A 22,652-nucleotide genomic window follows, 5' to 3' on the forward strand; every position below is an offset into this window, starting at 1 on the left:
AAAGGTTGTGCGTCCTCTGACGCACAACCTTTTTTACTTTATACTAGTAGGCGGCCGTTTATTTCTTAATACCTTGAACGGTTTGGCTTCCCTTTTCGGTAGTTAAGCGGAAGATATACACTCCAGTGGCAAAATCACCCGTGCTGAGACTGCTTCCCGGTTGCGGGATGCTACGTATCAACTTTCCATCGGCCCTGTAGATATCAAGCGATTTCAGTTGTTGATAATTCTGGATCTGTACTTCATTCGAGAAGATACGTGGTTGAATGTCTACTTCTTCGCCTGTTGGCTTCAGTTCGTTACCTACGCTCGTTTCCGGAATTACTGTAGCCGGAGCGCTCTCGTCGGTACTATAAAGTGCCGTTACTTGGAGCAGAGGGGTACTTGTCGTCAGATTTTTCACCGTATAATTCCGTTGAGAAACAGGTAATGTCGTCAGTTCTCGGGTATCTTGATATACCTTATAACCGGTCAGCTCCGGAAAAGCCGTGATCAACTCTGCTTCTTGCGCATCGGAGGCGATAGCCAGTTTCCGGAATGATAATCGGCCTGTTCTCATGGGTTGCGGTTTCTCCGAGAAAGTGCTCGTGGAGAATACGGAACTTGAGGGGAGCTCACCTTCTTCCGCGCTTATTACGATCGATAACACAACATTGGCATCTAGCTCATCATCTGAGAATGTTTCCCATTTTTTCCCGTCCAAAGAATATAAATTCCCTTTTCCATCGACTGCGGGGCCTTCATCGGAGCATGCCGGGTATGTGTTATTAGCATAGCTTATCACATGAATGGCTACCAGTAAATCCTGCTTCGCATCGATTACGAATGGTGTTTTAAGTGTGACCGAATTTATTTTACCTGATTTCAGTTGAGTGAAACTCTCTTCATACTCCCGGTTTCCCTGTTTGATATAGACTCCATAAGTGACTCCTTCCTGCGGATAGAAATTAACCTTCCGGATCGTTTTTTTATGCACCGGTTGTAGATCTTTCGTATCCCATTTCTGAGCGAAATAGAATGGATCTCCTCCGAGACCGAACTGTTGATAACGATCTTGTGATCCCCAACCAGCTATTTTTTCGAGGACTGGGGCATTCCATGTCAGTTGAATCTCACTAGTGGAGATCTGTTTGTATTTCAAATCTGTCGGACCTTCATACTCGTTTCCGATCGTTTTCCCATCCTGCGTCATTCCCTGCAACGAGGTGACGCCCGTTCCGAGTGGATCTAGCCAGACATCCATCCGGGCTGTATCATTATCACTGTATTTATTCCAGTGATAATACAATTTACCGTATAAATTCAATCCTTCGGGCAGTTCGCAACTGGAGCTTCCACCGCTCAGCGTACCTATAATCAAACCTTTGCTATTAAATAAAGGCGAACCGGAAGAACCTCCCTCGGTCACCCCGTGTCCGTTTAGCGTGGCATCGAAAGTAGCGTTCCAATGAGCGTTCGTGGCCCCGGTTTTTCCAACATCACTATTACGCCATGTAATCGATCCTGTCGGATAATTTCCATAGGTGGAGATTTTCATATAATCGCCGGAAGGATGATGGATGCCTACGCCCGAGAGTGAAAGCATATTTGAACGATCCCATCCGTTAAAGAATACATTATAATCGTCGGGGATCTCGTCGTTAAGCAACAGCAACAGTCCGTCGGAACCGTTTTCGATAGGGGTAGAGGCTTTCCGTGTACATCCTACCATGGTTTTTATCGGATAAATGGGTGACTCATTATCGCAGCCCACATGTTCTTGGTGGAAATAAAACAACCAGACTGCTAATTCCTCGGGAGTAACCGTCTGTTCACCCAACATATCTTGCGAACAATGGAAGGCGGATAATACATAAGGCTTTTTGTCACGGGCCGTATTATTTACCAGAGAAGCTGTACAAATATAGCTTCCTCCTTCTCCCTTTTTATTACGGATGTATTGAATCATTTGTATCACCCCCTTCTTTTGCTCCTGCCAATCGGCTCCCTCCTCGCAATTGATATTCACTTCGCAAGCTTCTGAAAAGCCGGCTCCCGGCGCTTCCTGTACTTCTGGCATGATCGCTTCAAGATGATTATACCCGTAACCGACCTCCCGGATGCGTAGTCGAGGTGTCTCGCCGGATGGTGCCGGTACATATTCGAGGATCACCTCATCGCCTGCTACGGCTTGGGTTGCGAACGGTCCGTTTTTAGGATGCGTACGATGCGTATAGGCACCCAATACTTGGTTTTTCGCTGCGTTATACAGGTATAACCGGGCACCTTTGGGGATATAAAAATCGGAGTAATACAGGATCAAGGCGATCGCTCCTTTCGCTTGAAGGTGAAGTTGCCATACTTGGCTGCCGTCGGGTAGTGAAATCCAATCGCCGCTATCGGCGATGTCGAAGCTGGTTGGGATCGACTTGGCTACACGCAACGGAGCGCCTTGGCTGACCCTCCACGCATCGACCGTCTTGAGGTCTTCCACACTGAAATTCACTGGAACTTGTTCTGCTAGCTTTTCACTTCGAAGTGAACCTGCGAATTGAAAGCTGGGGGGGAGTCCTCCTTCGCTGATCTGCGCCAACGAACTTGAAATCGAGAAATAACCGATATATAATATGTCGGTTATTAATATTCGGAGAAGTTTACTGTACTGGTTTTTCATACATACAACTTTTTTATACGAGCTTATTCTTATATAACGAATCAAACGATATACCTAAGTTTTGCTGTTTATCATACAGTTTCTTCCTCGGGTAATTCTTCAAATTCCTTTTCGCTTGTATTTTCTCCGGTACGCTTTTTCTTTAGCTCGGATATGAAGAGTTGGAAATCTCTGTCTGTGCGCAGTTTTTTTATTGCCATTTTCGCGGCATTCTGCTGTGATTCTTTTTTAGAATAACCGATGCCTACTCCTATTTGTACATCCGAGAGAGTAATAGCTGTTTGAAAAACAGGATTTCCATCGTTATCAGTAAAAGATTCAATCAGATCGAACTTAATTTCGAGCTTATTTTTCTGGCTCCATTCTATCAGGCTGGATTTAAAGTTGACCTCTTTGCGAGCGATATTATCTAAGTCAATATGTTGTTTGATAATGACATTCTGAATAAATTTATAGCATGTATCAAAACCTTTGTCCAGATAAATAGCACCGAATAAGGCTTCGAGGGCATTTCCGTACATGTGATTATTATGGGAGCTTAACTTGGCAGAGTATACGACAAACTTGTCTAATCCTATTTCCAAGGCTATTCTGTTTAAAGTCTCACGTTGTACGATTTTTGAGCGGGTATTGGTAAGGAATCCTTCTTTCCGGTTTTGGAAGTGTTTATATACAATATCAGCAACTACTGCATCTAATACTGCATCCCCTAAAAATTCCAACCGTTCATTATTTATCCATTTCCCGTCATTACCTTCTATAGATGAAGATTTATGTAGAAATGCCTGTTCGTAGATGTGGATATTCTCAGGGTAAAAACCTAGTATTTTATATAAAGAAGAATAAGGCTCCTTACCTTTATTTTTAAGGAGCCTTATTGTTTTGTATAGCTTTGAAAACACGTTACTTCACAAATTTTTTAACGATCGCGCAGGCATTATGACCACCGAACCCGAAGGTATTTGACAGTGCAGCCCGTACTTCTCTTTTTTGAGCTTTATTGAATGTGAAATTCAGTTTATAGTCTATTTCCGGATCATCATCACCTTCTGCGTGGTTGATTGTAGGAGGAACGATACCGTTATTTATTGCCATAATGCAGAGCATTGCTTCTATTGCTCCGGCGGCACCTAACAGGTGACCGGTCATTGATTTCGTAGAGCTGATATTCAGCTTGTAAGCGTGTTCTCCGAAAACTTCTTTGATCGCTTTTACTTCTGAGATATCACCTACCGGAGTTGATGTACCGTGAACATTGATATAATCAATATCTTCCGGAGCCATTCCGGCATCTTCTAATGCGTTGCGCATAACTAACTTCGCTCCTAATCCATCCGGATGGGAAGCTGTCAAATGATATGCATCAGCAGACATTCCTGTTCCTGCAATTTCGCAATATATTTTAGCTCCACGCGCCAAAGCGTGTTCCATTTCTTCTAATATCAGACAAGCACCACCTTCTCCCATTACAAATCCGTCGCGGCTTGCACTGAATGGACGAGAGGCTGTTTCGGGAGAATCGTTACGCGTTGATAATGCATTCATTGAATTGAATCCACCTACGCCTGATTCTGAAATAGCAGCTTCTGCACCACCTGTGACAATGACATTAGCCTTGCCTAAGCGGATGTAATTGTATGCGTCGCTAATTGCGTTTGTAGAAGAAGCACAAGCAGAGACTGTAGCAAAGTTCGGACCATGAAATCCATAAAGCATGGAGATATGTCCGGCTGCAATGTCTGAAATCATTTTCGGGATGAAGAAAGGATTAAACTTCGGACCAATTGTGTCTTTAGTCTTTGCATATCCTAGTACTTCTTCGTCAAATGTCTTGATACCACCTATACCAGAGGCAAAAATAACGCCGATACGGTTCTTGTCTTCCTTATCCAAGTCCATTGCTGCATCAGCGATCGCTTGTTTAGCAGCATCAATTGCGAATAAGCTATAACGATCACATTTGCGGGCTTCTTTGCGATCCATAACTGTCAATGGATCGAAGCCTTTTACTTCGCATGCAAATTGAGTCTTGAATTTGGATGCATCAAACTGAGTAATAGGCCCGGCTCCACTTTTCCCATTGATAATACCTTCCCATGTTTCAGGAAGGGTATTGCCAAGCGGAGAAATAGCTCCAAGACCTGTTACCACAACTCTTTTTAATTCCATACCTTTCAATAAAAGGATTGATTACTTCGCGTTTTCTTCGATGTACTTAATAGCGTCACCTACTGTTGTAATCTTTTCTGCTTGATCATCAGGAATAGAGATACCGAATTCTTTTTCGAATTCCATAATCAATTCAACAGTGTCAAGAGAGTCTGCTCCTAGATCATTAGTAAAGCTTGCTTCGTTTGTAACTTCTGTTTCTTCAACACTTAATTTATCAACGATAATAGCTTTTACTCTTTCAGAAACTTCAGACATAACTTTTTCAATTTAGATTAATAAATACGAATATACTTTTTAAATTTGCAGTGCAAAGAAAAGAATTTTTTATGTTACAAAACAAATTTAATGAGCTAAAAATGCGGAAAACTGCACATTATTTCTTTTCTTGTGCACTAAAACATCAAAAAATATGAAGAATATAGCGATTTTTGCCTCCGGTTCGGGTACGAATGCCGAAAATATAGCCCGATATTTTGCTAAAAGTGAAACTGTTAATGTTGCAGTTGTTTTATCAAATAATCGTAATGTCGGTGTACATGCCCGGGTAAATAAACTGGGAGTACCTTCATTTGTTTTTTCCAGGGATGAATTTGTTGAGGGGAAAGCTGTCTTGGCAAAGTTGACCGAGTATAAAATTGATTTTATTGTTCTCGCTGGTTTTATGAATAAGATTTCCGATGCTTTATTAAAAGCATATCCGGGAAAAATAATTAATATACATCCTGCATTATTGCCTAAGTATGGAGGAAAAGGTATGTTTGGTATGCACGTGCATGAGGCTGTCGTTGCTGCCAAAGAAAAAGAATCTGGTATTACTATACATTATATAGATGAGAATTATGATGAAGGGGCTATTATTTTTCAGGCTACATGCCCGGTTCTTTCTTCAGATACTCCGGAAGAAGTAGCAACCAAAGTGCATGCGTTGGAATATGCTCATTACCCGCATGTGATAGAGGAGGTTTTAAATATGTTATAATGCAGCTTTATATTCCGCAGGTGTCATTCCCATTTTTTCTTTGAAAAGGCGGTGGTAGGTTCTGACATTGCTAATGCCTGAATCTTGCGCAATGGCTTGAATAGTGTGGTGGGGATATTGTTTCATTAAAAGCATGGAATATTCCAATCGCATATCGTTAATGTAACTGTTGAAGTTGCTGTTTGCATTTTCCTGGAGCATCCGGGCAAATCTGTTTTTATCCGTTTTTATTCGTTTTAGAAGATATTCGCGTGTAAGATCTGGTTGCAAGAAAAGTTTTTCTTTAACTATTATTTCTTGTAATGTTGCGAATAGGTCGCTGTCGGCAGGCTCATTTGTTATTGAGACGATCTCTTTTACAGGCGACTTGATATTTGATTGGCTTAGTTCTTTGATTGTTTCGCGAGCTTGTTGTAGTTGATCCCTGCAAGAAATAAGTTGATCAGTCAGATTTGCTATAATTTTGTTTTTATGTCTGACAATTTGACTATTTCGATAGGTAAGCCAAGTTAGAAGAAGTAACAATATAATTATGTATGCAGAAATAATAAATAGCCTGCTCTGATCTTGTAGTTCTGCTGTGTCGGCATGTGTGACTGCTTTCTCCGAAGCCAGTATTGTCTGGTTATATATGTATTCCAGGGTTAATTTATTATTGTTTTGAAAGAAACCTATGGAAAATTGGGTTGTTAGTAGTATAAAGCAAAAGAGTAAGGGCTGTTTCATATCGGCATGTATTTGTTTTCTATTTAGAGTTGAACCCTAACGAAAGTAGTAGATGCCGCTCTTCCGGGGTGGCATTTATTACTGTATATGCCCTAAACTCCCGGGGATGATTGTAATTTGTACGGAACCATTCAAATTTATCAGGCGCTTCTCGAAGTGCTTTATCTACAACTGTTGGATTAAAGCTTGCCAGTATAGCTTGCTCAATTCTGCTTTGTGTGGAAAAACGATTCAAATCAATAATTGTGTTTTGAGGAGCGGGTGGAGTTACTTCTCCTATTTTTTCTATTGTGATGTGAAAAAACTTGCCGATATTTTCTAAACAGGTTCTTGTTCCGTTTGCTTTTCCGTCAGCAGAAAATCCTGCAATATGTGGAGTTGCGATGATTGCTTCTTCTAATAATTCACGGTCAATGTCCGGTTCATTTTCCCAACAATCGATAACTAGTTCGCTTATTTTGTTCTCCCGTTTAGCTTGTAGCAATGCCTGCGTGTCGTGTACTGCTCCACGGCAACTGTTGATGAACCAGGGGTTTCTTTTTAACTTGTTGAAAAACTCTTCGTCGGCAAGATGGCGGGTAGCGAAACGCCCTTCTTTTGTCAGTGGCACATGTATGGTAATAATATCTGCCTTTTGAGCTATTGTGTCGAGTGAAACGAATTCTGCTCTTCCCTCTGCTTCCTCCCGTGGAGGATCGTTTCGTAATACTTTCATGCCGTAGGCTGTACACAGTTTTTCCACCTCTTTTCCTACATGGCCAACACCAATTATACCAATGGTCTTGCCATTCAATGATTCATTCTTGTGTAATGATATCGCTACAATAGACGCCAGCACATACTGTGCTACGGATATGGCATTGCATCCCGGAGCATTTTTCCATGTGATTCCCGCTTCAGCGCAATATTTTGTATCAATATGGTCGAAACCGATAGTAGCCGTCGTGATCAGTTTTACCTTGCTTCCTTCAAGCAGTTTGCGATTGCATTTATCGATGCTCCGTACAATCAATGCGTCAGCATCTTTGACTTTTTCGGTATTAAATTCTTTAGAGTTAAGATATAGGACTTCGGCAAAAGGTTCGGCTATGCCTTTCAGGTAAGGAACAGTGTTGTCAGCTATTATTTTCATATTCTAATTGTTTAAAGTCATCTTAATTTATTCTTGTTGTAATGCGGACTTGCTTTTATCTGGAAAAATAAAGTGGACAGGATGGTTAAACAGGCACCAAAAAGATAGGCATAATCGAAACCTCCGAACCGCTGGGCTATGGAGCCACCTATCATTAATCCGGTACCGATACCTACATCCCAGCTCGTAAGGTAAGTGGAAGTTGCCGTACCACGTTGGCTGTTAGGAGCTAAATTGACAAATAAGGTGTTGAAAGCCGGGAACATTGTACCGAATGCCACTCCTTGTAGAAGTGCTATTACTACATAGAGATAGGAGGTAAAGCCAGGGTTCCATTTCATCAATGTCTGTAAAGACGCCAGCATAAAGAAACTTATGCAGGCCAGATACATACCTAATGATATGACTAATGTAATCCGCCCTTTGTCTACTTGTCTGCCTGAAAAAAGCCTTGATATTGCCAATCCTATTGCCATGAAGGTGAAATAAAGCCCGGCATTGACCGTTATTCCCAATTCTTCTGCATACATAGCGACATAGGTTGTTGTCATTCCATAAGGGATAGAAAGTAAAAGCAGGGAAATTCCTGCCCATGCTCCTTTTACCAGGAAAAAACGGTCTAATGATATGGGTTCGCGTTTTACCGGTTGTTTATAAGGTGTTTTTACCATATAGGCCATAATGAGCCCCAGACTTCCGGACAGTAGGGAACAGGTGAATATTACTTCGTATGAGCAAGTACCGTGCATGAATAATCCGATCATTGGCCCAAAACTCATAGCCGTATTATTGGCCAGTCCGTAATATCCGATGCCTTCGCCACGGCGTGAAGAAGGCAGGATGTCGATTACTATTGTATTCCCGGATACTGTTACCATGCCAAAGGCAAAACCATGAACAATACGTAAAGCAATAAACAGCGTTAATGTCGTAGCTAGCATATAGCCGCTGAAGATTGCGGTAAATATAAAATATGCCAACAGATATAAAGGACGGCGGGAGAATGTATCCAATAAATAGCCTGCAAAAGGACGAATGCATAAACAGGCTATCGTATAACATGACAGGATGAATCCGATCATAGACTTATCCGCCATAAACTGCTCTTTCAGATAAAAAGGAAGTATCGGCAATATGAGGTAAAAGGCGAAAAATAACAAAAAATTTGCCGTCAATATATAGCAAAAACCGGGTGATACTAGCTTGTCCTTTGCCATTGTTTGTTGTTTCAGATCGTTTCTTTCCGGTACAAAAGTAATAAATCATTCACTGCATGTGAACGATTTCAGGTAAAACCTTTTGTTTGCAGTAAACAATCTATGTACGAATAACAAGATGAAAAGTTCAGCTGATAATTATCAGCCAAGCGGCCGACAATTGTCAACCGTATGGTTGACAATTGTCAACCTATATTTTTATCGTGGGTAAAAGTCGTATTCGTCCCAAAGAAAGACTACATGCTAAAAGAATGAATTAAAAAGATTTCATTACCTTTGCATCTTAGTATTTACGGTAAAAGAAATGAAAATATGAATTTTAGTGAACAATGCTGCCGGATTTTCGAACAAGCTACGGAAGCCTACCATGTTACCGATCATGTTGATGCAACGATACACAATCCTTATGAAGTAAAAAGTATAGAATTTTATCTCTACCTGAAGAACTGGATTGATGCTGTGCAATGGCATCTGGAGGATATAATCCGCAATCCATCTATCGATCCTGTCGGGGCATTGGCTATTAAACGCCGTATTGACAAGTCCAATCAGGACCGTACCGATTTGGTGGAGCTGATCGATAGTTTCTTTCTGGACAGATATAAAAATGTAAACGTTTTGCCGGATGCAACGATCAATACCGAAAGTCCGGCCTGGGCAGTAGACCGTTTATCTATTTTAATTCTGAAAATTTATCACATGCAACAGGAAGTGAACCGGCCGGATGCGGATGTTGAACACAAAGCTAGTTGCGAAAAGAAACTAGCCATCCTGTTGGAACAGAAAAAGGACCTTTCTACTGCTCTCGACCAGTTACTGGCAGATATTAAAACCGGCCGTAAATACATGAAGGTGTACAAACAGATGAAGATGTATAATGATCCGGCTTTGAATCCTGTATTATACGGAAATAAATAAGATGGCAAATGTATTGGTAATCAGACTTTCTGCAATCGGGGATGTGGCAATGACAGTTCCGGTAATTTATTCTGCGGCCAAGAGTAATCCTGCAGATACTTTTACGGTATTGACCCAGGCTTTTCTGATTCCGGTGTTCATGAATCGTCCGGATAATGTAAATGTTATAGGAATAAATACGAAAGGTTCAGAGAAAACGTTGGGCGGATTACTTAAATTTGCTTCGGCATTGTCGCAATATCAATACGATATTGTGTTGGACTTGCATAATGTAATTCGTTCGATTATTGTACGGAGCTTTTTCCGCATGAAAGGTAAGTCTGTCTTTGTATTGGATAAAACACGTAAAGAACGTGACCGTCTGACAAGCCAGAAGGACAAAAATCTTAAACAGCTTCGTCCGGTAATAGAAAGGTATGCGGATGTATTTCGTGCTGCCGGTCTAAATTATACAGAATCTTTTATTTCTCTTTATGAACAAAAACCAGCCGATTTGTCCGGGATGGAAACAATAGCCGGAGTAAAAACCGGTAAATGGATCGGTGTCGCCCCTTTTGCCAAGCATCGGGGGAAGATATACCCGGTTGACGACATGGAACAGGTGGTTGCCCGGCTGGCAGAACAAGAGGATATTACTGTATTTCTTTTTGGAGCAAAAGGGTACGAAGAAGCAGTATTGGAGGATTGGGCATTTCAGTATCCACGACTGAAAAATGTTGTCGGGCGTTACACGCTGGACAACGAATTGGCATTAATAAGCCAATTGGATTTATTGATTTGCATGGATTCTGCTAACATGCATTTTGCTTCTTTGGTAGGAACGCGTGTCTTGTCTATTTGGGGTGCGACTCATCCTTATGCCGGCTTCTATGGTTATCATCAGAAGGAACAAGATTCTATACAGGTGGATTTGCCATGCCGTCCGTGTTCTGTTTTTGGAGATAAACCATGCTTTCGTGGTGATTGGGCTTGCCTGACACAAATAAAGCCCGAAGCCATTCTGACTAAAGTGTTTTCCATACTCGACATAAAAGGATAAAAGTCTATTTGATAAAAAGGCTATGAAGATAGGGTTTGATGCTAAGCGTATAACTCATAACAGGACGGGATTAGGTAATTATAGCAGGTATATTGTGAATATACTTTCTTCTTTTTATCCTGGTAATTTGTACGAACTTTACTCTCCGGGTGAAGGTGATGCCCATTTACGTGCACAGGTAAATACCAGTCAGGCGATACGCTTTCATTATCCTTCCGGGTTAATTACATGCTTTCCGAAGGCTTTCTGGCGTTCGGTTGCATTATCTTCCGTTCTACAGAAAGATAAAATTGAATTGTTTCACGGATTAAGTAATGAACTGCCTTGTGGACTAAAGAAACGGGGTATTAAGTCTGTTGTGACAATTCACGATCTGATATTCCTTCGTTATCCCCGGTTTTATAGCCGGATAGATCGTTCTATCTATGCATATAAGTTCCGTAAAGCCTGCCGTGAAGCAGACCGCATAATTGCTATCAGCGAGATGACAAAGAGAGATATCATCCGCTTTTTCCATATTGATGCTGATAAAATAAAAGTTATTTATCAGGGTTGCGATTATTCTTTTATACAACCCGCCGATGATGAGAAGAAAGCAGCTGTCCGGAAAACCTATAACTTGCCGGAACGCTATATATTAAATGTGGGAAGTATAGAACGGCGAAAGAATTTACTTTTGGCTGTAAAAGCCATGAAGCAGATAGACAAGGATGTTGTACTGATTGCTATTGGCAAGCATACGGAGTATGCAGACGAAGTGGAACAATATGTGAAAGAAAATGACCTGGCAGACCGTGTCCGTCTTTTGAATCATGTGCCTTTTGAAGATTTACCGGCTATTTACCAACAAGCCTCTTTATTTGTGTATCCTTCTTATTTTGAGGGATTCGGTATTCCGGTAATTGAAGCATTGCATTCGGGCATACCGGTAATTGCGGCAACAGGCTCATGTTTGGAAGAAGCCGGAGGACCTGATTCTATTTATGTTGATCCTGATGATGACTCGGGAATGGCGGAAAGTATTGCTAAAGTATTGTCTTCTCCCGATTTGGTAAAGAAGATGACCGAATCTGGTAAAGCTTTTGTAAAGAACTTTTCCGATGAAATAATTGCCAGCCGTATAATAGAGCTATATAAAGAACTGCTTTAAAATTGTATTTTAGGTTTTAATACCAGCTTCATAATAAAATCATCCATTTCGAAACGTGCTGCACACCGGGGCATTAGCATTGGATTGCTTTTTGCACTTAAACGATCTGTAACAGTTGTAAAAGCAAGTTTATAACCGGCCTCTTTGGCTGTATGCTGTGCATAAGCTGTGACATCTCCTTTATTATAAATTCCGTTTGGGTAAGCCAGGTAGTCGCAGGAAGCATGTAGCTTTTCTTCAATGATTTGTTTGCTACCTTTCAATTGTGTTTTTGTTTCTTCCTCTGTCTGGTAGATGTTACAGATGAAGTGGTCTTTACAATGTGATCCGATTGTACAGTTGTATTCTGTATGGAGTTTTATGACATCTTCCCAGTTCATCGGAGCTTCGATCTTGTGGAAATGACATAATTCTTCATATTCATCATGTGATATATTTTCAATTAGCTGATGGCAGATTTCATTAACCAGCCGGATATTGGAATGTTTTAAGATATGGATAACAGCGTCACAAATAGCCTCTCTCTGCATGTTGTTCTTTAATTCCGCCTTAAGCTTAAGGCAATCTATCTTTACAAAAGATAGATTATTATTCCGTATAATCATGCGTGCTATTGTTGTTGGGAAATAATTCCCGTTTTCGATATGATTGGTCGAAATAAATACGGTGAAAGGAATATTCAAAGATTTTAGAATAGGTGCGGCTATGGTTAGATTGTTCTTATATCCATCATCGAATGTCACAACTATTTCTTTTCCATTAAACTGGTTATTACGGAAGCGGTTTTCATATTCATGAATGGATATTACTTCGTAGTGCTTTGATAAAAAAGCTATCTCTTGTTCAAATATATCAGGGTTGATGTGCAGGGAATGGTTATTTTCTGCAAAATCTACGCCATGATAGAAAATGACTCTGGGATTTTTGTTCAGAAAACGTAATGCGCGGCTAATACCGAACTCTACCAGATTATGTTTCAGTTTACTATTTCTCATGTTTGTATTGTATCCAGTTTTCTGCTACTTTTTGATATTCAAAGTTAAGGAATAATCGGCTATGGGCCTGAAATGGATTTTTATTTTTTAATAATGGTAGTTTTGCCTCCATTAATGCCAGGTTGGTGGTTGTGTCACGTACGAGACTGTGATAAGAATTTTCACGGTCTATTGTATTGGAAATAATTTTCTTGAAACGGGTAAAGTATTTAATTTTATTCCCCATTGCGTGCTGGAAATGACGGAACATAACATCTTCATATCCGTAATTGCCACAAAATTCTTCATCATATCCTAAGGAAGAAAAGAAAGTCATTTTGGAAGTATAAAAGATATTACAAGGGGATTGTTGCTGATTTCCATTAGCATCAACCCGCTTGAATTTATATAATGTATGTTGTGGTATTTTGCTGTCTAATATTTGTGATAAAAGTTTTTCTGGGAAGAAGTGGTCGCAATCGGTCAGTATTATTTTGGGGCTGATTGCTTTTACAACTCCCAGATTACGGGCACCTCCCTGATTCCAGCGGATATCGCTTATTATACGATAAATCTGGTAGTTAATATTAATATGACTGGGAACTGTTACAGGTATAGGCGAACAATCATCGACTATAACAAATTGAATCCGTTTCAGGACTGCCGGGGCTATTTTGGAATAATCTTCCAATAAATTAGTTAAGACATTTGTATTTTTCTGATTAAAGAATACTGGCATTATATAACTTAATTCGATGTCTGCCGGTTGTATAGACTTCATATTTAATTTGTTTTACCTTATATCAAAATTACCTGAGATGCTGAAAAGGGGATAGGGCAAAACTAGACAAAGTTTTTTTACAATCCAATTATTCGGGAAGAATATCTTATCTTTGCCCTTCAGTATTGTCTTTTAGAGGCTGATAAGTTCATAAAGTCATGAAAAAAGGATCAACTATTTTAGTAACGGGAGGAGCCGGTTTTATAGGTTCTAACCTGTGTGAGTATTTGTTGCAGGAAGGGTATAAGGTGGTATGTCTGGATAACTTTGCAACCGGGAAACCCGAAAATATCAGTTCGCATTTTAATAATCCTTCTTTCAGATTGATTGTGGGAGATATCCGTAATTTATCGGATTGCGAAAAAGCGGTGGAAGGAGTAGATTATGTGTTGCATGAAGCTGCGCTAGGCTCCGTGCCACGATCCATAAAAGATCCGGTTACAACCAATGCTGTTAATATCAGTGGATTTATAAATATGCTTGTAGCGGCACGTGATGCAAAAGTAAAACGCTTTATTTATGCAGCCAGTTCGTCTACTTACGGTGATTCTGTTACTTTACCGAAAGAAGAGGATATAATAGGAAAGCCTTTGTCTCCTTATGCAGTGACAAAGTATGTAAATGAACTGTATGCGGATGTCTTTTCCAAAACGTACGGAATGGAATGCATCGGTTTACGCTATTTTAATGTATTCGGGCGACGCCAGGACCCGAACGGAGCTTATGCGGCAGTAATCCCTTTGTTTGTAAAACTGCTTATGGAGCATAAATCGCCTGTTATAAATGGAGATGGCGAATATTCCAGAGACTTCACTTATATAGACAATGTGATTCGGATGAATATGCTGGCGCTCTCTACTTCCAATAAGGAAGCGCTTAATACTGTATATAATACGGCTTTTGGTGAAAGGACGACACTGAATCAACTGGTTGGTTGTTTGAAAGAGTACCTGAGTGATTTTGATCCGGCTATAGCGGCTATTGAAGTTGAACACGGCCCTAACCGTTTGGGCGATATACCACATTCGTTAGCTTCTATAGAAAAGGCTAAAAGGCTGCTGGGCTATAATCCGCAGTTCAGTATGCGGGAAGGATTGAAACAATCGGTTCGCTGGTATTGGGAGAACCTGAAATAAATCGATTATTAAATGACTGTAACATGGAGAATATAAAGATTGCTGTTATTGGATTAGGATATGTAGGCTTGCCTTTGGCCCGATTGTTTGCTTCTAAGTATCCGGTCGTTGGTTTTGACGCGAAGCAGGCCAGAGTGGAAGAGCTGATGTCCGGACATGATTCTACATTAGAGGTAGGCGACTCGGTTCTGCAATCTGTATTGATAGATAAAGTGCCTTCCGCCGGAGAGAAAGGTTTGTATTGCTCCTGCCGGTTGGATGATATAAAGGACAGTAATTTTTATATCGTATGTGTGCCTACTCCGGTAGACCGTCATCATTCCCCTGATCTTACTCCTTTGTATAAAGCCAGCGAAACCGTGGGCAAGGTGATAGGCAAAGGCGATATTGTTGTTTTCGAGTCGACTGTTTATCCCGGAGTTACGGAAGAAGAATGCGTTCCGGTGATCGAAAAGGTGTCGGGATTAAAATTCAACGCAGACTTTTATGCCGGTTATTCTCCGGAGCGTATCAATCCGGGGGATAAGGAACATACGGTTGAGAAGATAAAGAAAGTAACTTCCGGCTCTACTCCCGAAGTGGCTAAAAAGATAGACGAAGTATATAACTCTGTTATTATAGCCGGAACCTTCCTTGCCTCCGGTATCAAAGTGGCGGAAGCAGCTAAGGTAATAGAAAACTCGCAGCGGGATATAAACATTGCATTTGTCAATGAGTTGTCTAAGATATTCAATCTGATAGGTATCGATACCAGTGAAGTGCTTGCCGCTGCTGCTACAAAGTGGAACTTCCTGCCTTTTAAACCGGGTTTGGTAGGCGGACATTGTATAGGCGTAGACCCTTACTATCTGGCTCAGAAAGCGCAAGACTATGGCTATCATCCTGAAGTAATCCTGGCCGGCCGGCGTATAAATGACAGTATGGGTGAGTATATTGCTAATCAGGTAGTGAAATGTATGATAAAGAAGGACCTGCCGGTACGTAATGCTGAAGTGCTGATATTGGGTTTTACTTTTAAGGAGAATTGCCCCGATGTACGTAATACAAAGGTTTATGATGTGGTAAAAGCCTTACAGGATTATGAAACGAAAGTGACTATTTATGATCCCTGGGCTAAACCCCGGGATGTTGAACACGAATACGGACTGGTAGTAACGGACAAGCTCCCGGAACACAAATATGCCGCCGTTGTTCTTGCTGTGGCTCATAAAGAATTCCTTGCGCTGGATATTCAGGCTTTGACCATTCCTAATGGAGTTGTGTATGATGTGAAAGGTTGTATCGATCCTGCTATTGTTGATAACCGCTTATGAACATGCAGTATCGGATAAGTTCGGCATACGCTCATCTTGAGAAGGAAATCCTTTCCATCCCCGAGCGTTTTGATAAAGAGGGTGAACTTATTTATAGCGGACGCAATGTGCTGAAGGTGATGGATATTGGAGGTTTCCGCATGTGTATTAAGTCATTTAAGCTTCCGCATATCATCAATAGAGTAGCGTATGCCTATGTGCGCCCTTCAAAAGCCAGACGTTCGTACGATTATGCAGAACGTATGATGGAAATGGGTGTAGGAACTCCTGCCCCTGTCGGATACATTCTTTATAAGGATGCCATCGGGCTGACTTATAGCTATTATATCTCCCTTCAGCTGGACGGAGTAATAACGTTTCGTGAAATTGCAGAATTGCCGGAGGAAGAACAAGATGATGTATACCGCGCTTTTGCCCGTTTTACCTACGACTTCCATCAGAAAGGCATTTTCTTTATAGACCATTCTCCCGGTAATACATTACTTAGAAAAGAGGATGACGGCAATTATCATTTCTACCTGGTAGACCTGAACCGTACACGCTTCGAGCCTGTCTCTACGCAGAAAGGCCTGAAGAACTTGTCTATGCTGGAACTGCCCGATGATAAATTACGGATCATTGCGAAAGAATATGCTAAACTGAGCCATGCCGATGCCAATCGCATGGCGGAGCAGCTTGTGCAGTATTCATCTGCCCATAATAACTTTGTAGAATTAAAGAGCATAATCCGTGATAACAGGCGCCGCATCAAACGCCTGTTGTTCCCTCGAGATGCGAAATAATACGGTCGGCCAATGCATGCCAGTCGAAGTTCTTCACATGCCGGTAAGCGTTTTGCCCGAGCTGTTGGCGTAGAGCCTCATCCTCTATCAGTTTCTTAATCTTGCGGCGGAACAGGAATGTGTATCGCTTGGTGAGCAATCCTGTTTCTCCGTCTATCAGCAAGTCTTTGGTACCGGCTTGGGTGGCAATTACCGGAAGTGCACATGCCATCGCCTCTGACACGGTGTTAGACCATCCGGCATGACGTTCGGCAGCAACAAATAGATCGGCCTTGTTAAATATCTCCGAGTTCTTATCGAACGGATGGTTCTGGATGAAGTCGAACGGCACACTGGCCGTGAAGTTGTTTATCAGCTCCTGCGCTTTCTCGCTGATTGCCGTATCGAATAGCAACATGCGGATGTTGTACCCCTTCTTGTAAAGCTTTTCGCATGCACGGACAACATACTTTGTCCCCTTTACCCGTTCGGCCAGGCGCCCGTAGGCCATGACTACAAATGGACGGTCTTTTACTGCATAGCTTTCCTTTGCCTTGTAGTTGGAAGTATCAACTCCACCCAATGCCTTGAACGCTTCGATGCCGTATTTCTTTTTGTCGTGCAGGTAGATATTGGACGAGCAGGCAAATATCTCTACTCCTCCATGCTTCAGGAAGGGTTTCAGATTCTCGGTGATGCGGACATGATAAAGTATTCTCCGTCTGGCATTGGCTGTGGTAAGTTGTTCTATGAATTTTACTTCGGTGGTGAACAAAGCGTCAATAGAATCTTCCGTCAGCATAGAGAAAGGCTTTGTCTCTCCTTTGAAATTGAACCAGGTGGGAGAGGCTCCGTCGGGAGTATAGACCGTAAACGAATGTCCCTTCTCAATAAATATATTACCTAATTCCAGAAAGCGTTTTACGCCGCCGTATAATTTGGTATGCGGTAAGATAACTCCTAAATGCATAGTTCAGTTCTTATATTATAGATTGTTTTAACCTTATTCCCAGAGCGCTTTTGCCTGTCCGCTCTTCTTGAAAGCGCAAAGCCACTTCTTCAACCGGCTGCGTGAAATGTCTTTCTTTAGTAGCAATTCATTGGGTTTGCCTATTTTGCCGGCATCGAAAGGCTCTCCTCGTCTCAGGATATCTCTCATGAAAGAGGCGGATGTGATACCCCATTTCTGCAGGAATTGCAGACTGCCGTTATTCTTCCTTACGCGGCCTGTTGAAACGGATTCGAAGTGATACACCCGGCTTTCGGACAGACCCTTGAAGATACGTACGCCTGCCATCCACAGCTTGGCCGAAAAGTCGGGATCGCTATACATGCCGGGAGAGAACTCTACACTGTAGCCTCCTGCCAGATCCCACATTTCTTTATGCACCACATTAGGAGGCCAGGTAGAACCGAACCAGTCCGTATGTGGCAATGTGCGGTAGTTATCCAATAAGTCCTGCTCTCTGAACGTTTCGAGGCTCTCTCCGAAATTAGCAGGAGCAATGACGCTTTTGCAGAAAAAAGGGCGCGGCTGTATCAGCGTGGCGGACAGGAAGAACTTATTGTCCGGCATCCTTTGGATCTCTTCCCACAACACTTTGTCCCATTCGGGGCAGACGTACATATCGTCATTCATGTATAGGATATAATCCGTCTTTACCCGTGTTCGCAAGGCATTGAGTGCCCAGCAGACGCCGGCATTCTCTTTGTTGTGGATGTATTCATATTCTTTGTTCTCCTTCAACCAGTCTGCGGTGCCATCCGAACCTTCGTTTACATAAATCAGTATCTGGTGTTTGTAAGTAGAGTTCTTACGGATGCTCTCCAGGCACAGTTTGAGGTAACCCAGATTGTTCCAGGTAGGGATGAGTATGGAGAATCGCTTGTCGTTTTGTGTCATTGTTTTAAACTATGAATGTGTACAGTGGTGCAAATATAGGGATTACTTTGGCAGGAAAGGAAATAGTATTTACCTTTATTGCCTTAATTAATGTAATCTAAATACTTACACAATGAATGTATCCCTGATTGTCTCTACTTATAATCGTCCGGACGCTTTGGAAGTTTGCCTCGACAGTATCAGACACCAAACAGTACTGCCCGACGAGGTAGTAATAGGCGATGATGGTTCGAAGGATGAAACCAAAGAACTGATAGAACGTATGAAAGGCGGCTTTCCAGTCCCCATTGTGCATGTCTGGCAGGAAGACAATGGCTTCCGCCTGGCAATGATGCGTAATAAAAGCGTGGCGGCTGCTTCGGGCAACTATATTATAGAAATAGACGGCGATGTCTTCCTTCATCCCCGTTTTGTGGAAGACCACATACGCCTGTCCGGAAAAGGCATCTATGTAAAGGGCGGACGCGTCAATCTGAATCGCGAACTCACCGCGAAGATATGCCTTGAGCGGCGTGCTCCCCGGATATGGCCTTGGACTAAAGGCATTGAAAGCAAGCCGGAGAATGGCTTCCACTTCAAACACCTGTCCTCGTTTCTGGCGCCTCGTTACCGCAAGCACGCTTCTCCCGGATTAGGTTGTAATATGTCTTTTTATAAGGAAGACTACATCCGGATAAATGGTTACGACGAGTTCTTCGAAGGTTGGGGAGGCGAGGATTACGACTTTGCCAACCGCCTCCTGGCCAGTGGATGTGTAAAGCGCTACCTCAAGTTTGCCGGCATTGTCTACCACCTGTGGCACGAAGATAAATACATGCAGAATGCCGATAAGAACTTCAAGTATATGGAAGGCCAAAGCAGCCATCAGGTCATAAGGTGCACCAACGGGGTGGATAAGTATCTATGATTCAACCCTGTTCTTGGTTTATTCATGCTGGGGGGGCGTTATGTCATAGTTCACCTTTCATCTGCCTGATAGTGCTTAGTAACAAAGGCAGATCGTTCTTGATGACGTTAAATATCTCCTCCTCGTCTATCCGATGATATTCGTGTGCAATAATATCACGTAAGCCCATGATCTCGATCCATGGGATGAGTGGATAGCGGTTCAGGTAGGCTTGGCCGGTTTTGTTGTCTATTACCTTGACGCTTTCTCCTATAAATATTAGCTGCATGCAGATGCCGCTCAATGTAAATGCGCCATCCTGGGTTAACAAGAAATCATCAGGGCTGTTTAGTTGTTCGCTTTTGCTTTGGATAAGAAGGATTGAGTCTTCTATCCGGTCAAGCAGGTTGGAAACACGGTCTTTGTCAAACATAGATTAAGTCTTTTGAAATGTTCTTCTCAAATGTGGAGCCTGTAAGCTGCTTGCGTAAACGAATCAGGTCTACTTTGCATCCAAATAGAGCTTCCAGTTCTCGTTTCATCCTGCTGCGCAACAGGATGTCCGGCTTGCCTTCGTAGGCAATATCCACATCGCTGTCGTCGGTCTGTTCGTTGCGCACTACCGACCCGAAGAGTCCCATCCTTACTACTCCGTAGTGTTGGGCATCGTTCAGGAAGTAACTGCGGAGCAGCGTTAAATATTCAGCTTTTGTCTTCATGTCTATTTCCTTCTCTTTTATGTATGCAAAGTTAATATAATGTTCTATCATTTCCTCCCGAAATCCGCCGGTATTTCTCCCCATTCGGAGGTTTCCCATTTAAGGATGCGGGTGGTGTAGGTGTTTGTGTTGAGCCAGCGTTCGGCACGTTCTATGAGGTCGAATATGGGTTTGTTGGCAGGTTCGCGTTCGAGCAGGGTCTTGCACTTCTTCTTCTGTATCCAGAGGATGGCGTTGCGGCTATCCGAATAGAGGGGAAGGTCGCTACCGTTTTGTTTCAGAAAGGCAAGCCCGTGTACAATGGCCAGAAATTCGCCGATGTTGTTTGTTCCCCGCTTCAGGGGGCCTATGCGAAAGACCTCTTGCCCTGTTGCGGTGTATACACCCCGGTATTCCATGTCGCCCGGGTTGCCGCTGCAGGCCGCATCTACAGCCAGGCTTTCGTTGATGGGCTTTCCGACAGGTTGTGCCGGCGACAGTTTTGCCGCGGCTCTAGAGGAGGCCGTTGTCTTCAGGTAGTGCATGTAGCCTTTTTCGTAGGCGGCGACGGCCTCTTCTTCGGTTTCGAACGATTTGTATTTGGCGCCGTCTTGTCCTTCTACCTGGGCTTTGCAGTCTGCCCAATTATCATAGACGCCCGGAGCAACTCCTTTCCATACGACGTAGTATTTATTCTTTGCCATGCTTGCCTTGTTGTTTTTCGCAAAGGTAGTATAATTATCCGTGACCTCCCAGTTCGGAGGCGTCTTTAGCATACTCCCGGTAGGCTTGTGCCCAGGCTTCCATGGTGTTTGTGCCTGGGCTTTCGGACGAAGCTCCCTACCTAGGGAGAAATAATCTCCTTAGCTAGGGAGAAACTATCTCCCTACTTAGGGGGCAATCATCTCCCTAGGTAAGGAGATGGTTTTAATGTGTGTGCTAAAGGAAGATCCGGGTTAGAGCTTTAGCTTGGCTCGTGTGCCGGCCGGAATGGCATCTTTGTGTACCATGATGTAGATGGTCTTGGCACGTACGAAGCTGTCCGACATGTTCAGGTAGCCGCCAAAGGCGTTGCGGTCTGTCCCCCAGGAGTTCTTGGTGATGTAATACTTTGTACCGTTCTGGTCTTTGGCGATGCCGGTGATGTGCATCAGGTGATCGTCGGTGGTGACAAAGGCTTCGAAGCCTTGTTGACGTACTTCGGGTGTGACGTTTATTTCCGGACAGGGTTGTTCAAACTTGTAAACCTCGTCCAGGCGTTCCTTTATGTCCATCTTCTCGAAACGGGCGCGGTCGGTGGTAGAGAAGTCTTCTACTTTTACGACTTCGGGGTTGATGGCTACACCGTTTTTGAAGGAGAAGCCTTTCTCGCTTACGTCGCCGTCCCAGCATACGGTATAGCCGTTGCCCAGGGCGCTGTCCATTACGGATATCAATTCGTCGAGCGGGAGGTTATACATTAGCTCGTGTTCCCAGTTGTCGGGCACTTCGGGACTGAACGGTTTATAGTAGGGGTGGTGCGTGAAACTGGTTAGTTCGATATAATCGTCCATGTCGAGCCCAAGGGAGGCGGCAAACGTTTTGGGGGTGTATTCCTTCCCTTTGTAGGTGAACTTTTCGGGGAGTTTGCCCAGATAGGTGTCGAACAGGTTGTTTATCAGCTTGTCGTATTCGGGGCTGCGGTGGCGTAGTTGTATGGCCACGTTGGCTATGGCGTGGAGGTACTTGACCAGTTCGCCGTGGTTATGGCGATCCGAATTGTAGTTGATGCCTGTGTAGGCCTCTTCGGGTACTACGCCTACCTGGTCGAAAGCGTGTTTGTAGGTGTGCGAGAGGCTTCCTTGCCCGATATTGCCTTTTCCTTCGCGCAGGTAGTTGTCTTGCAACTGGTTCATGTACTTCTGGCGTACGATGAACATTTCGGAGAGGTCGTACGTGCCTTTTCCCATACGCAGCAGCTCGGATTCGAGGAATGATGTGGTGGCAAAGCACCAGCATGTGCCTGTTGATGCCTGGTTCTTTACAGGCGTGGCCGGCAGTTTGACCACTTCGGTAAATTGGTAGCCTTGTGCAAAGGTTCCGCCGGCAGCCAGCAGGAGGGCACAAGATAAAGCGAGTGTTTTCATACGTAAATATTAAGCGTCCTACACAGCTTGTAAGACTGGTTTTACAATTAATTTAACATCTGCGAGTTTTTTGAGCAAAAGAAAGAAT

23 protein-coding genes are annotated in these 22,652 nt (G+C 42.9%); 8 read left to right on the top strand and 15 right to left on the bottom strand.

Going from position 1 to position 22,652, the window contains the following annotated elements; all coding sequences use genetic code 11:
• Window positions 1-58: 58 nt before the first annotated feature.
• The 4 genes from C4S38_RS05620 to C4S38_RS05635 form a co-directional block, all read right to left on the bottom strand.
• Window positions 59-2,653: a T9SS type A sorting domain-containing protein gene (locus C4S38_RS05620; protein WP_103982898.1), complete on the bottom strand. Its 2,595-nt coding sequence runs from the start codon at window positions 2,651-2,653 to the stop codon at window positions 59-61.
• Between the two features lie 71 nt (window positions 2,654-2,724).
• On the bottom strand, window positions 2,725-3,555 hold the full coding sequence (gene rnc, locus C4S38_RS05625; RefSeq protein ID WP_103982899.1) for a ribonuclease III: 831 nt from the start codon (window positions 3,553-3,555) through the stop codon (window positions 2,725-2,727).
• A 1-nt stretch (window position 3,556) separates the two neighbouring features.
• Window positions 3,557-4,822 (bottom strand): beta-ketoacyl-ACP synthase II, encoded by a 1,266-nt coding sequence (fabF, locus tag C4S38_RS05630; RefSeq protein ID WP_103982900.1) that lies wholly within the window; start codon window positions 4,820-4,822, stop codon window positions 3,557-3,559.
• A gap of 21 nt (window positions 4,823-4,843) precedes the next feature.
• A complete protein-coding gene (locus C4S38_RS05635) occupies window positions 4,844-5,080 on the bottom strand; it encodes an acyl carrier protein (RefSeq protein WP_099464725.1) in 237 nt (78 codons plus the stop codon).
• 154 nt (window positions 5,081-5,234) lie between these two features.
• Between C4S38_RS05635 and purN the strand changes: the two genes are divergently transcribed.
• Window positions 5,235-5,804: a phosphoribosylglycinamide formyltransferase gene (gene purN / locus C4S38_RS05640; protein WP_099464724.1), complete on the top strand. Its 570-nt coding sequence runs from the start codon at window positions 5,235-5,237 to the stop codon at window positions 5,802-5,804.
• Here the strand turns inward: purN and C4S38_RS05645 are convergent.
• The 3 genes from C4S38_RS05645 to C4S38_RS05655 are packed head-to-tail and all read right to left on the bottom strand — an operon-like array spanning window position 5,799 to window position 8,879.
• A complete protein-coding gene (locus C4S38_RS05645; protein ID WP_103982901.1) occupies window positions 5,799-6,530 on the bottom strand; it encodes a helix-turn-helix domain-containing protein in 732 nt (243 codons plus the stop codon). The genes purN and C4S38_RS05645 overlap by 6 nt on opposite strands.
• A gap of 19 nt (window positions 6,531-6,549) precedes the next feature.
• Window positions 6,550-7,662 (bottom strand): 4-phosphoerythronate dehydrogenase PdxB, encoded by a 1,113-nt coding sequence (gene pdxB / locus C4S38_RS05650; RefSeq protein WP_103982902.1) that lies wholly within the window; start codon window positions 7,660-7,662, stop codon window positions 6,550-6,552.
• 17 nt (window positions 7,663-7,679) lie between these two features.
• The gene (locus C4S38_RS05655) at window positions 7,680-8,879 is read right to left on the bottom strand and encodes an MFS transporter (RefSeq protein WP_103982903.1); all 1,200 of its coding nucleotides are present in this window, start codon (window positions 8,877-8,879) and stop codon (window positions 7,680-7,682) included.
• 312 nt (window positions 8,880-9,191) lie between these two features.
• Between C4S38_RS05655 and C4S38_RS05660 the strand changes: the two genes are divergently transcribed.
• From C4S38_RS05660 to C4S38_RS05670, 3 genes are read left to right on the top strand one after another with little or no spacing between them, the layout of a single operon-like run.
• Entirely contained in the window at window positions 9,192-9,797 is a 606-nt protein-coding gene (locus C4S38_RS05660; protein WP_103982904.1) for a DUF4254 domain-containing protein, read from the top strand.
• Window position 9,798: 1 nt separating this feature from the next.
• Entirely contained in the window at window positions 9,799-10,836 is a 1,038-nt protein-coding gene (locus C4S38_RS05665) for a glycosyltransferase family 9 protein (protein WP_103982905.1), read from the top strand.
• 22 nt (window positions 10,837-10,858) lie between these two features.
• Window positions 10,859-11,986, top strand: coding sequence for a glycosyltransferase family 4 protein (locus tag C4S38_RS05670; RefSeq protein ID WP_103982906.1), 1,128 nt, complete (start codon window positions 10,859-10,861; stop codon window positions 11,984-11,986).
• Here the strand turns inward: C4S38_RS05670 and C4S38_RS05675 are convergent.
• Both C4S38_RS05675 and C4S38_RS05680 read right to left on the bottom strand, forming a co-directional pair.
• A complete protein-coding gene (locus C4S38_RS05675) occupies window positions 11,983-12,981 on the bottom strand; it encodes a polysaccharide deacetylase family protein (protein ID WP_103982907.1) in 999 nt (332 codons plus the stop codon). The genes C4S38_RS05670 and C4S38_RS05675 overlap by 4 nt on opposite strands.
• Window positions 12,971-13,741 (bottom strand): glycosyltransferase family A protein, encoded by a 771-nt coding sequence (locus tag C4S38_RS05680; protein WP_103982908.1) that lies wholly within the window; start codon window positions 13,739-13,741, stop codon window positions 12,971-12,973. Before C4S38_RS05680 ends, C4S38_RS05675 begins: the two co-directional genes overlap by 11 nt.
• 158 nt (window positions 13,742-13,899) lie before the next feature.
• On the opposite strand from C4S38_RS05680, the gene C4S38_RS05685 reads away from it, so the two are divergent.
• Genes C4S38_RS05685 through C4S38_RS05695 form a run of 3 tightly spaced genes read left to right on the top strand, consistent with a single transcriptional unit; the run spans window position 13,900 to window position 16,972 of the window.
• Window positions 13,900-14,877, top strand: coding sequence for an SDR family oxidoreductase (locus C4S38_RS05685; protein WP_103982909.1), 978 nt, complete (start codon window positions 13,900-13,902; stop codon window positions 14,875-14,877).
• Window positions 14,878-14,900: 23 nt separating this feature from the next.
• The gene (locus tag C4S38_RS05690; protein ID WP_099464714.1) at window positions 14,901-16,190 is read left to right on the top strand and encodes a nucleotide sugar dehydrogenase; all 1,290 of its coding nucleotides are present in this window, start codon (window positions 14,901-14,903) and stop codon (window positions 16,188-16,190) included.
• A gap of 2 nt (window positions 16,191-16,192) precedes the next feature.
• Window positions 16,193-16,972 (top strand): lipopolysaccharide kinase InaA family protein, encoded by a 780-nt coding sequence (locus C4S38_RS05695; RefSeq protein WP_160034641.1) that lies wholly within the window; start codon window positions 16,193-16,195, stop codon window positions 16,970-16,972.
• Here the strand turns inward: C4S38_RS05695 and C4S38_RS05700 are convergent.
• Window positions 16,938-17,921 (bottom strand): glycosyltransferase family 4 protein, encoded by a 984-nt coding sequence (locus C4S38_RS05700; protein ID WP_099464712.1) that lies wholly within the window; start codon window positions 17,919-17,921, stop codon window positions 16,938-16,940. The genes C4S38_RS05695 and C4S38_RS05700 overlap by 35 nt on opposite strands.
• Before the next feature lie 33 nt (window positions 17,922-17,954).
• The gene (locus C4S38_RS05705; protein ID WP_103982911.1) at window positions 17,955-18,854 is read right to left on the bottom strand and encodes a glycosyltransferase family 2 protein; all 900 of its coding nucleotides are present in this window, start codon (window positions 18,852-18,854) and stop codon (window positions 17,955-17,957) included.
• A 112-nt stretch (window positions 18,855-18,966) separates the two neighbouring features.
• On the opposite strand from C4S38_RS05705, the gene C4S38_RS05710 reads away from it, so the two are divergent.
• Window positions 18,967-19,761, top strand: coding sequence for a glycosyltransferase family 2 protein (locus C4S38_RS05710; protein WP_103982912.1), 795 nt, complete (start codon window positions 18,967-18,969; stop codon window positions 19,759-19,761).
• Window positions 19,762-19,804: 43 nt separating this feature from the next.
• On the opposite strand, the gene C4S38_RS05715 is transcribed toward C4S38_RS05710, so the two are convergent.
• The 4 genes from C4S38_RS05715 to C4S38_RS05730 all read right to left on the bottom strand — a co-directional run bounded on the left by C4S38_RS05715 (window position 19,805) and on the right by C4S38_RS05730 (window position 22,564).
• Window positions 19,805-20,173 carry a HepT-like ribonuclease domain-containing protein gene (locus C4S38_RS05715; RefSeq protein ID WP_103982913.1) on the bottom strand — a complete coding sequence of 123 codons (369 nt, stop codon included), beginning with the start codon at window positions 20,171-20,173 and terminating at the stop codon, window positions 19,805-19,807.
• Window positions 20,166-20,543 carry a nucleotidyltransferase family protein gene (locus C4S38_RS05720; protein WP_234999296.1) on the bottom strand — a complete coding sequence of 126 codons (378 nt, stop codon included), beginning with the start codon at window positions 20,541-20,543 and terminating at the stop codon, window positions 20,166-20,168. Before C4S38_RS05720 ends, C4S38_RS05715 begins: the two co-directional genes overlap by 8 nt.
• Window positions 20,507-21,142, bottom strand: a complete 636-nt coding sequence (locus C4S38_RS05725; protein ID WP_103982914.1) for a ribonuclease H1 domain-containing protein — start codon at window positions 21,140-21,142, stop codon at window positions 20,507-20,509. Before C4S38_RS05725 ends, C4S38_RS05720 begins: the two co-directional genes overlap by 37 nt.
• 252 nt (window positions 21,143-21,394) lie before the next feature.
• Window positions 21,395-22,564: a C1 family peptidase gene (locus C4S38_RS05730; protein ID WP_103982915.1), complete on the bottom strand. Its 1,170-nt coding sequence runs from the start codon at window positions 22,562-22,564 to the stop codon at window positions 21,395-21,397.
• Window positions 22,565-22,652: the final 88 nt, after the last annotated feature.

This window comes from Parabacteroides chinchillae (genome assembly GCF_900108035.1).
GTDB classification, from domain to species: Bacteria; Bacteroidota; Bacteroidia; order Bacteroidales; family Tannerellaceae; genus Parabacteroides; species Parabacteroides chinchillae.

Bases quoted from the DNA above. Each gene is read 5' to 3' on its own strand.
- C4S38_RS05620 (WP_103982898.1), bottom strand. From the start codon at position 2,653: ATGAAAAACCAGTACAGTAAACTTCTCCGAATATTAATAACCGACATA.
- fabF (WP_103982900.1), bottom strand. From the start codon at position 4,822: ATGGAATTAAAAAGAGTTGTGGTAACAGGTCTTGGAGCTATTTCTCCG.
- C4S38_RS05635 (WP_099464725.1), bottom strand. From the start codon at position 5,080: ATGTCTGAAGTTTCTGAAAGAGTAAAAGCTATTATCGTTGATAAATTA.
- purN (WP_099464724.1), top strand. From the start codon at position 5,235: ATGAAGAATATAGCGATTTTTGCCTCCGGTTCGGGTACGAATGCCGAA.
- C4S38_RS05645 (WP_103982901.1), bottom strand. From the start codon at position 6,530: ATGAAACAGCCCTTACTCTTTTGCTTTATACTACTAACAACCCAATTT.
- pdxB (WP_103982902.1), bottom strand. From the start codon at position 7,662: ATGAAAATAATAGCTGACAACACTGTTCCTTACCTGAAAGGCATAGCC.
- C4S38_RS05655 (WP_103982903.1), bottom strand. From the start codon at position 8,879: ATGGCAAAGGACAAGCTAGTATCACCCGGTTTTTGCTATATATTGACG.
- C4S38_RS05660 (WP_103982904.1), top strand. From the start codon at position 9,192: ATGAATTTTAGTGAACAATGCTGCCGGATTTTCGAACAAGCTACGGAA.
- C4S38_RS05665 (WP_103982905.1), top strand. From the start codon at position 9,799: ATGGCAAATGTATTGGTAATCAGACTTTCTGCAATCGGGGATGTGGCA.
- C4S38_RS05670 (WP_103982906.1), top strand. From the start codon at position 10,859: ATGAAGATAGGGTTTGATGCTAAGCGTATAACTCATAACAGGACGGGA.
- C4S38_RS05675 (WP_103982907.1), bottom strand. From the start codon at position 12,981: ATGAGAAATAGTAAACTGAAACATAATCTGGTAGAGTTCGGTATTAGC.
- C4S38_RS05680 (WP_103982908.1), bottom strand. From the start codon at position 13,741: ATGAAGTCTATACAACCGGCAGACATCGAATTAAGTTATATAATGCCA.
- C4S38_RS05685 (WP_103982909.1), top strand. From the start codon at position 13,900: ATGAAAAAAGGATCAACTATTTTAGTAACGGGAGGAGCCGGTTTTATA.
- C4S38_RS05690 (WP_099464714.1), top strand. From the start codon at position 14,901: ATGGAGAATATAAAGATTGCTGTTATTGGATTAGGATATGTAGGCTTG.
- C4S38_RS05695 (WP_160034641.1), top strand. From the start codon at position 16,193: ATGCAGTATCGGATAAGTTCGGCATACGCTCATCTTGAGAAGGAAATC.
- C4S38_RS05700 (WP_099464712.1), bottom strand. From the start codon at position 17,921: ATGCATTTAGGAGTTATCTTACCGCATACCAAATTATACGGCGGCGTA.
- C4S38_RS05705 (WP_103982911.1), bottom strand. From the start codon at position 18,854: ATGACACAAAACGACAAGCGATTCTCCATACTCATCCCTACCTGGAAC.
- C4S38_RS05710 (WP_103982912.1), top strand. From the start codon at position 18,967: ATGAATGTATCCCTGATTGTCTCTACTTATAATCGTCCGGACGCTTTG.
- C4S38_RS05715 (WP_103982913.1), bottom strand. From the start codon at position 20,173: ATGTTTGACAAAGACCGTGTTTCCAACCTGCTTGACCGGATAGAAGAC.
- C4S38_RS05720 (WP_234999296.1), bottom strand. From the start codon at position 20,543: ATGGGGAGAAATACCGGCGGATTTCGGGAGGAAATGATAGAACATTAT.
- C4S38_RS05725 (WP_103982914.1), bottom strand. From the start codon at position 21,142: ATGGCAAAGAATAAATACTACGTCGTATGGAAAGGAGTTGCTCCGGGC.
- C4S38_RS05730 (WP_103982915.1), bottom strand. From the start codon at position 22,564: ATGAAAACACTCGCTTTATCTTGTGCCCTCCTGCTGGCTGCCGGCGGA.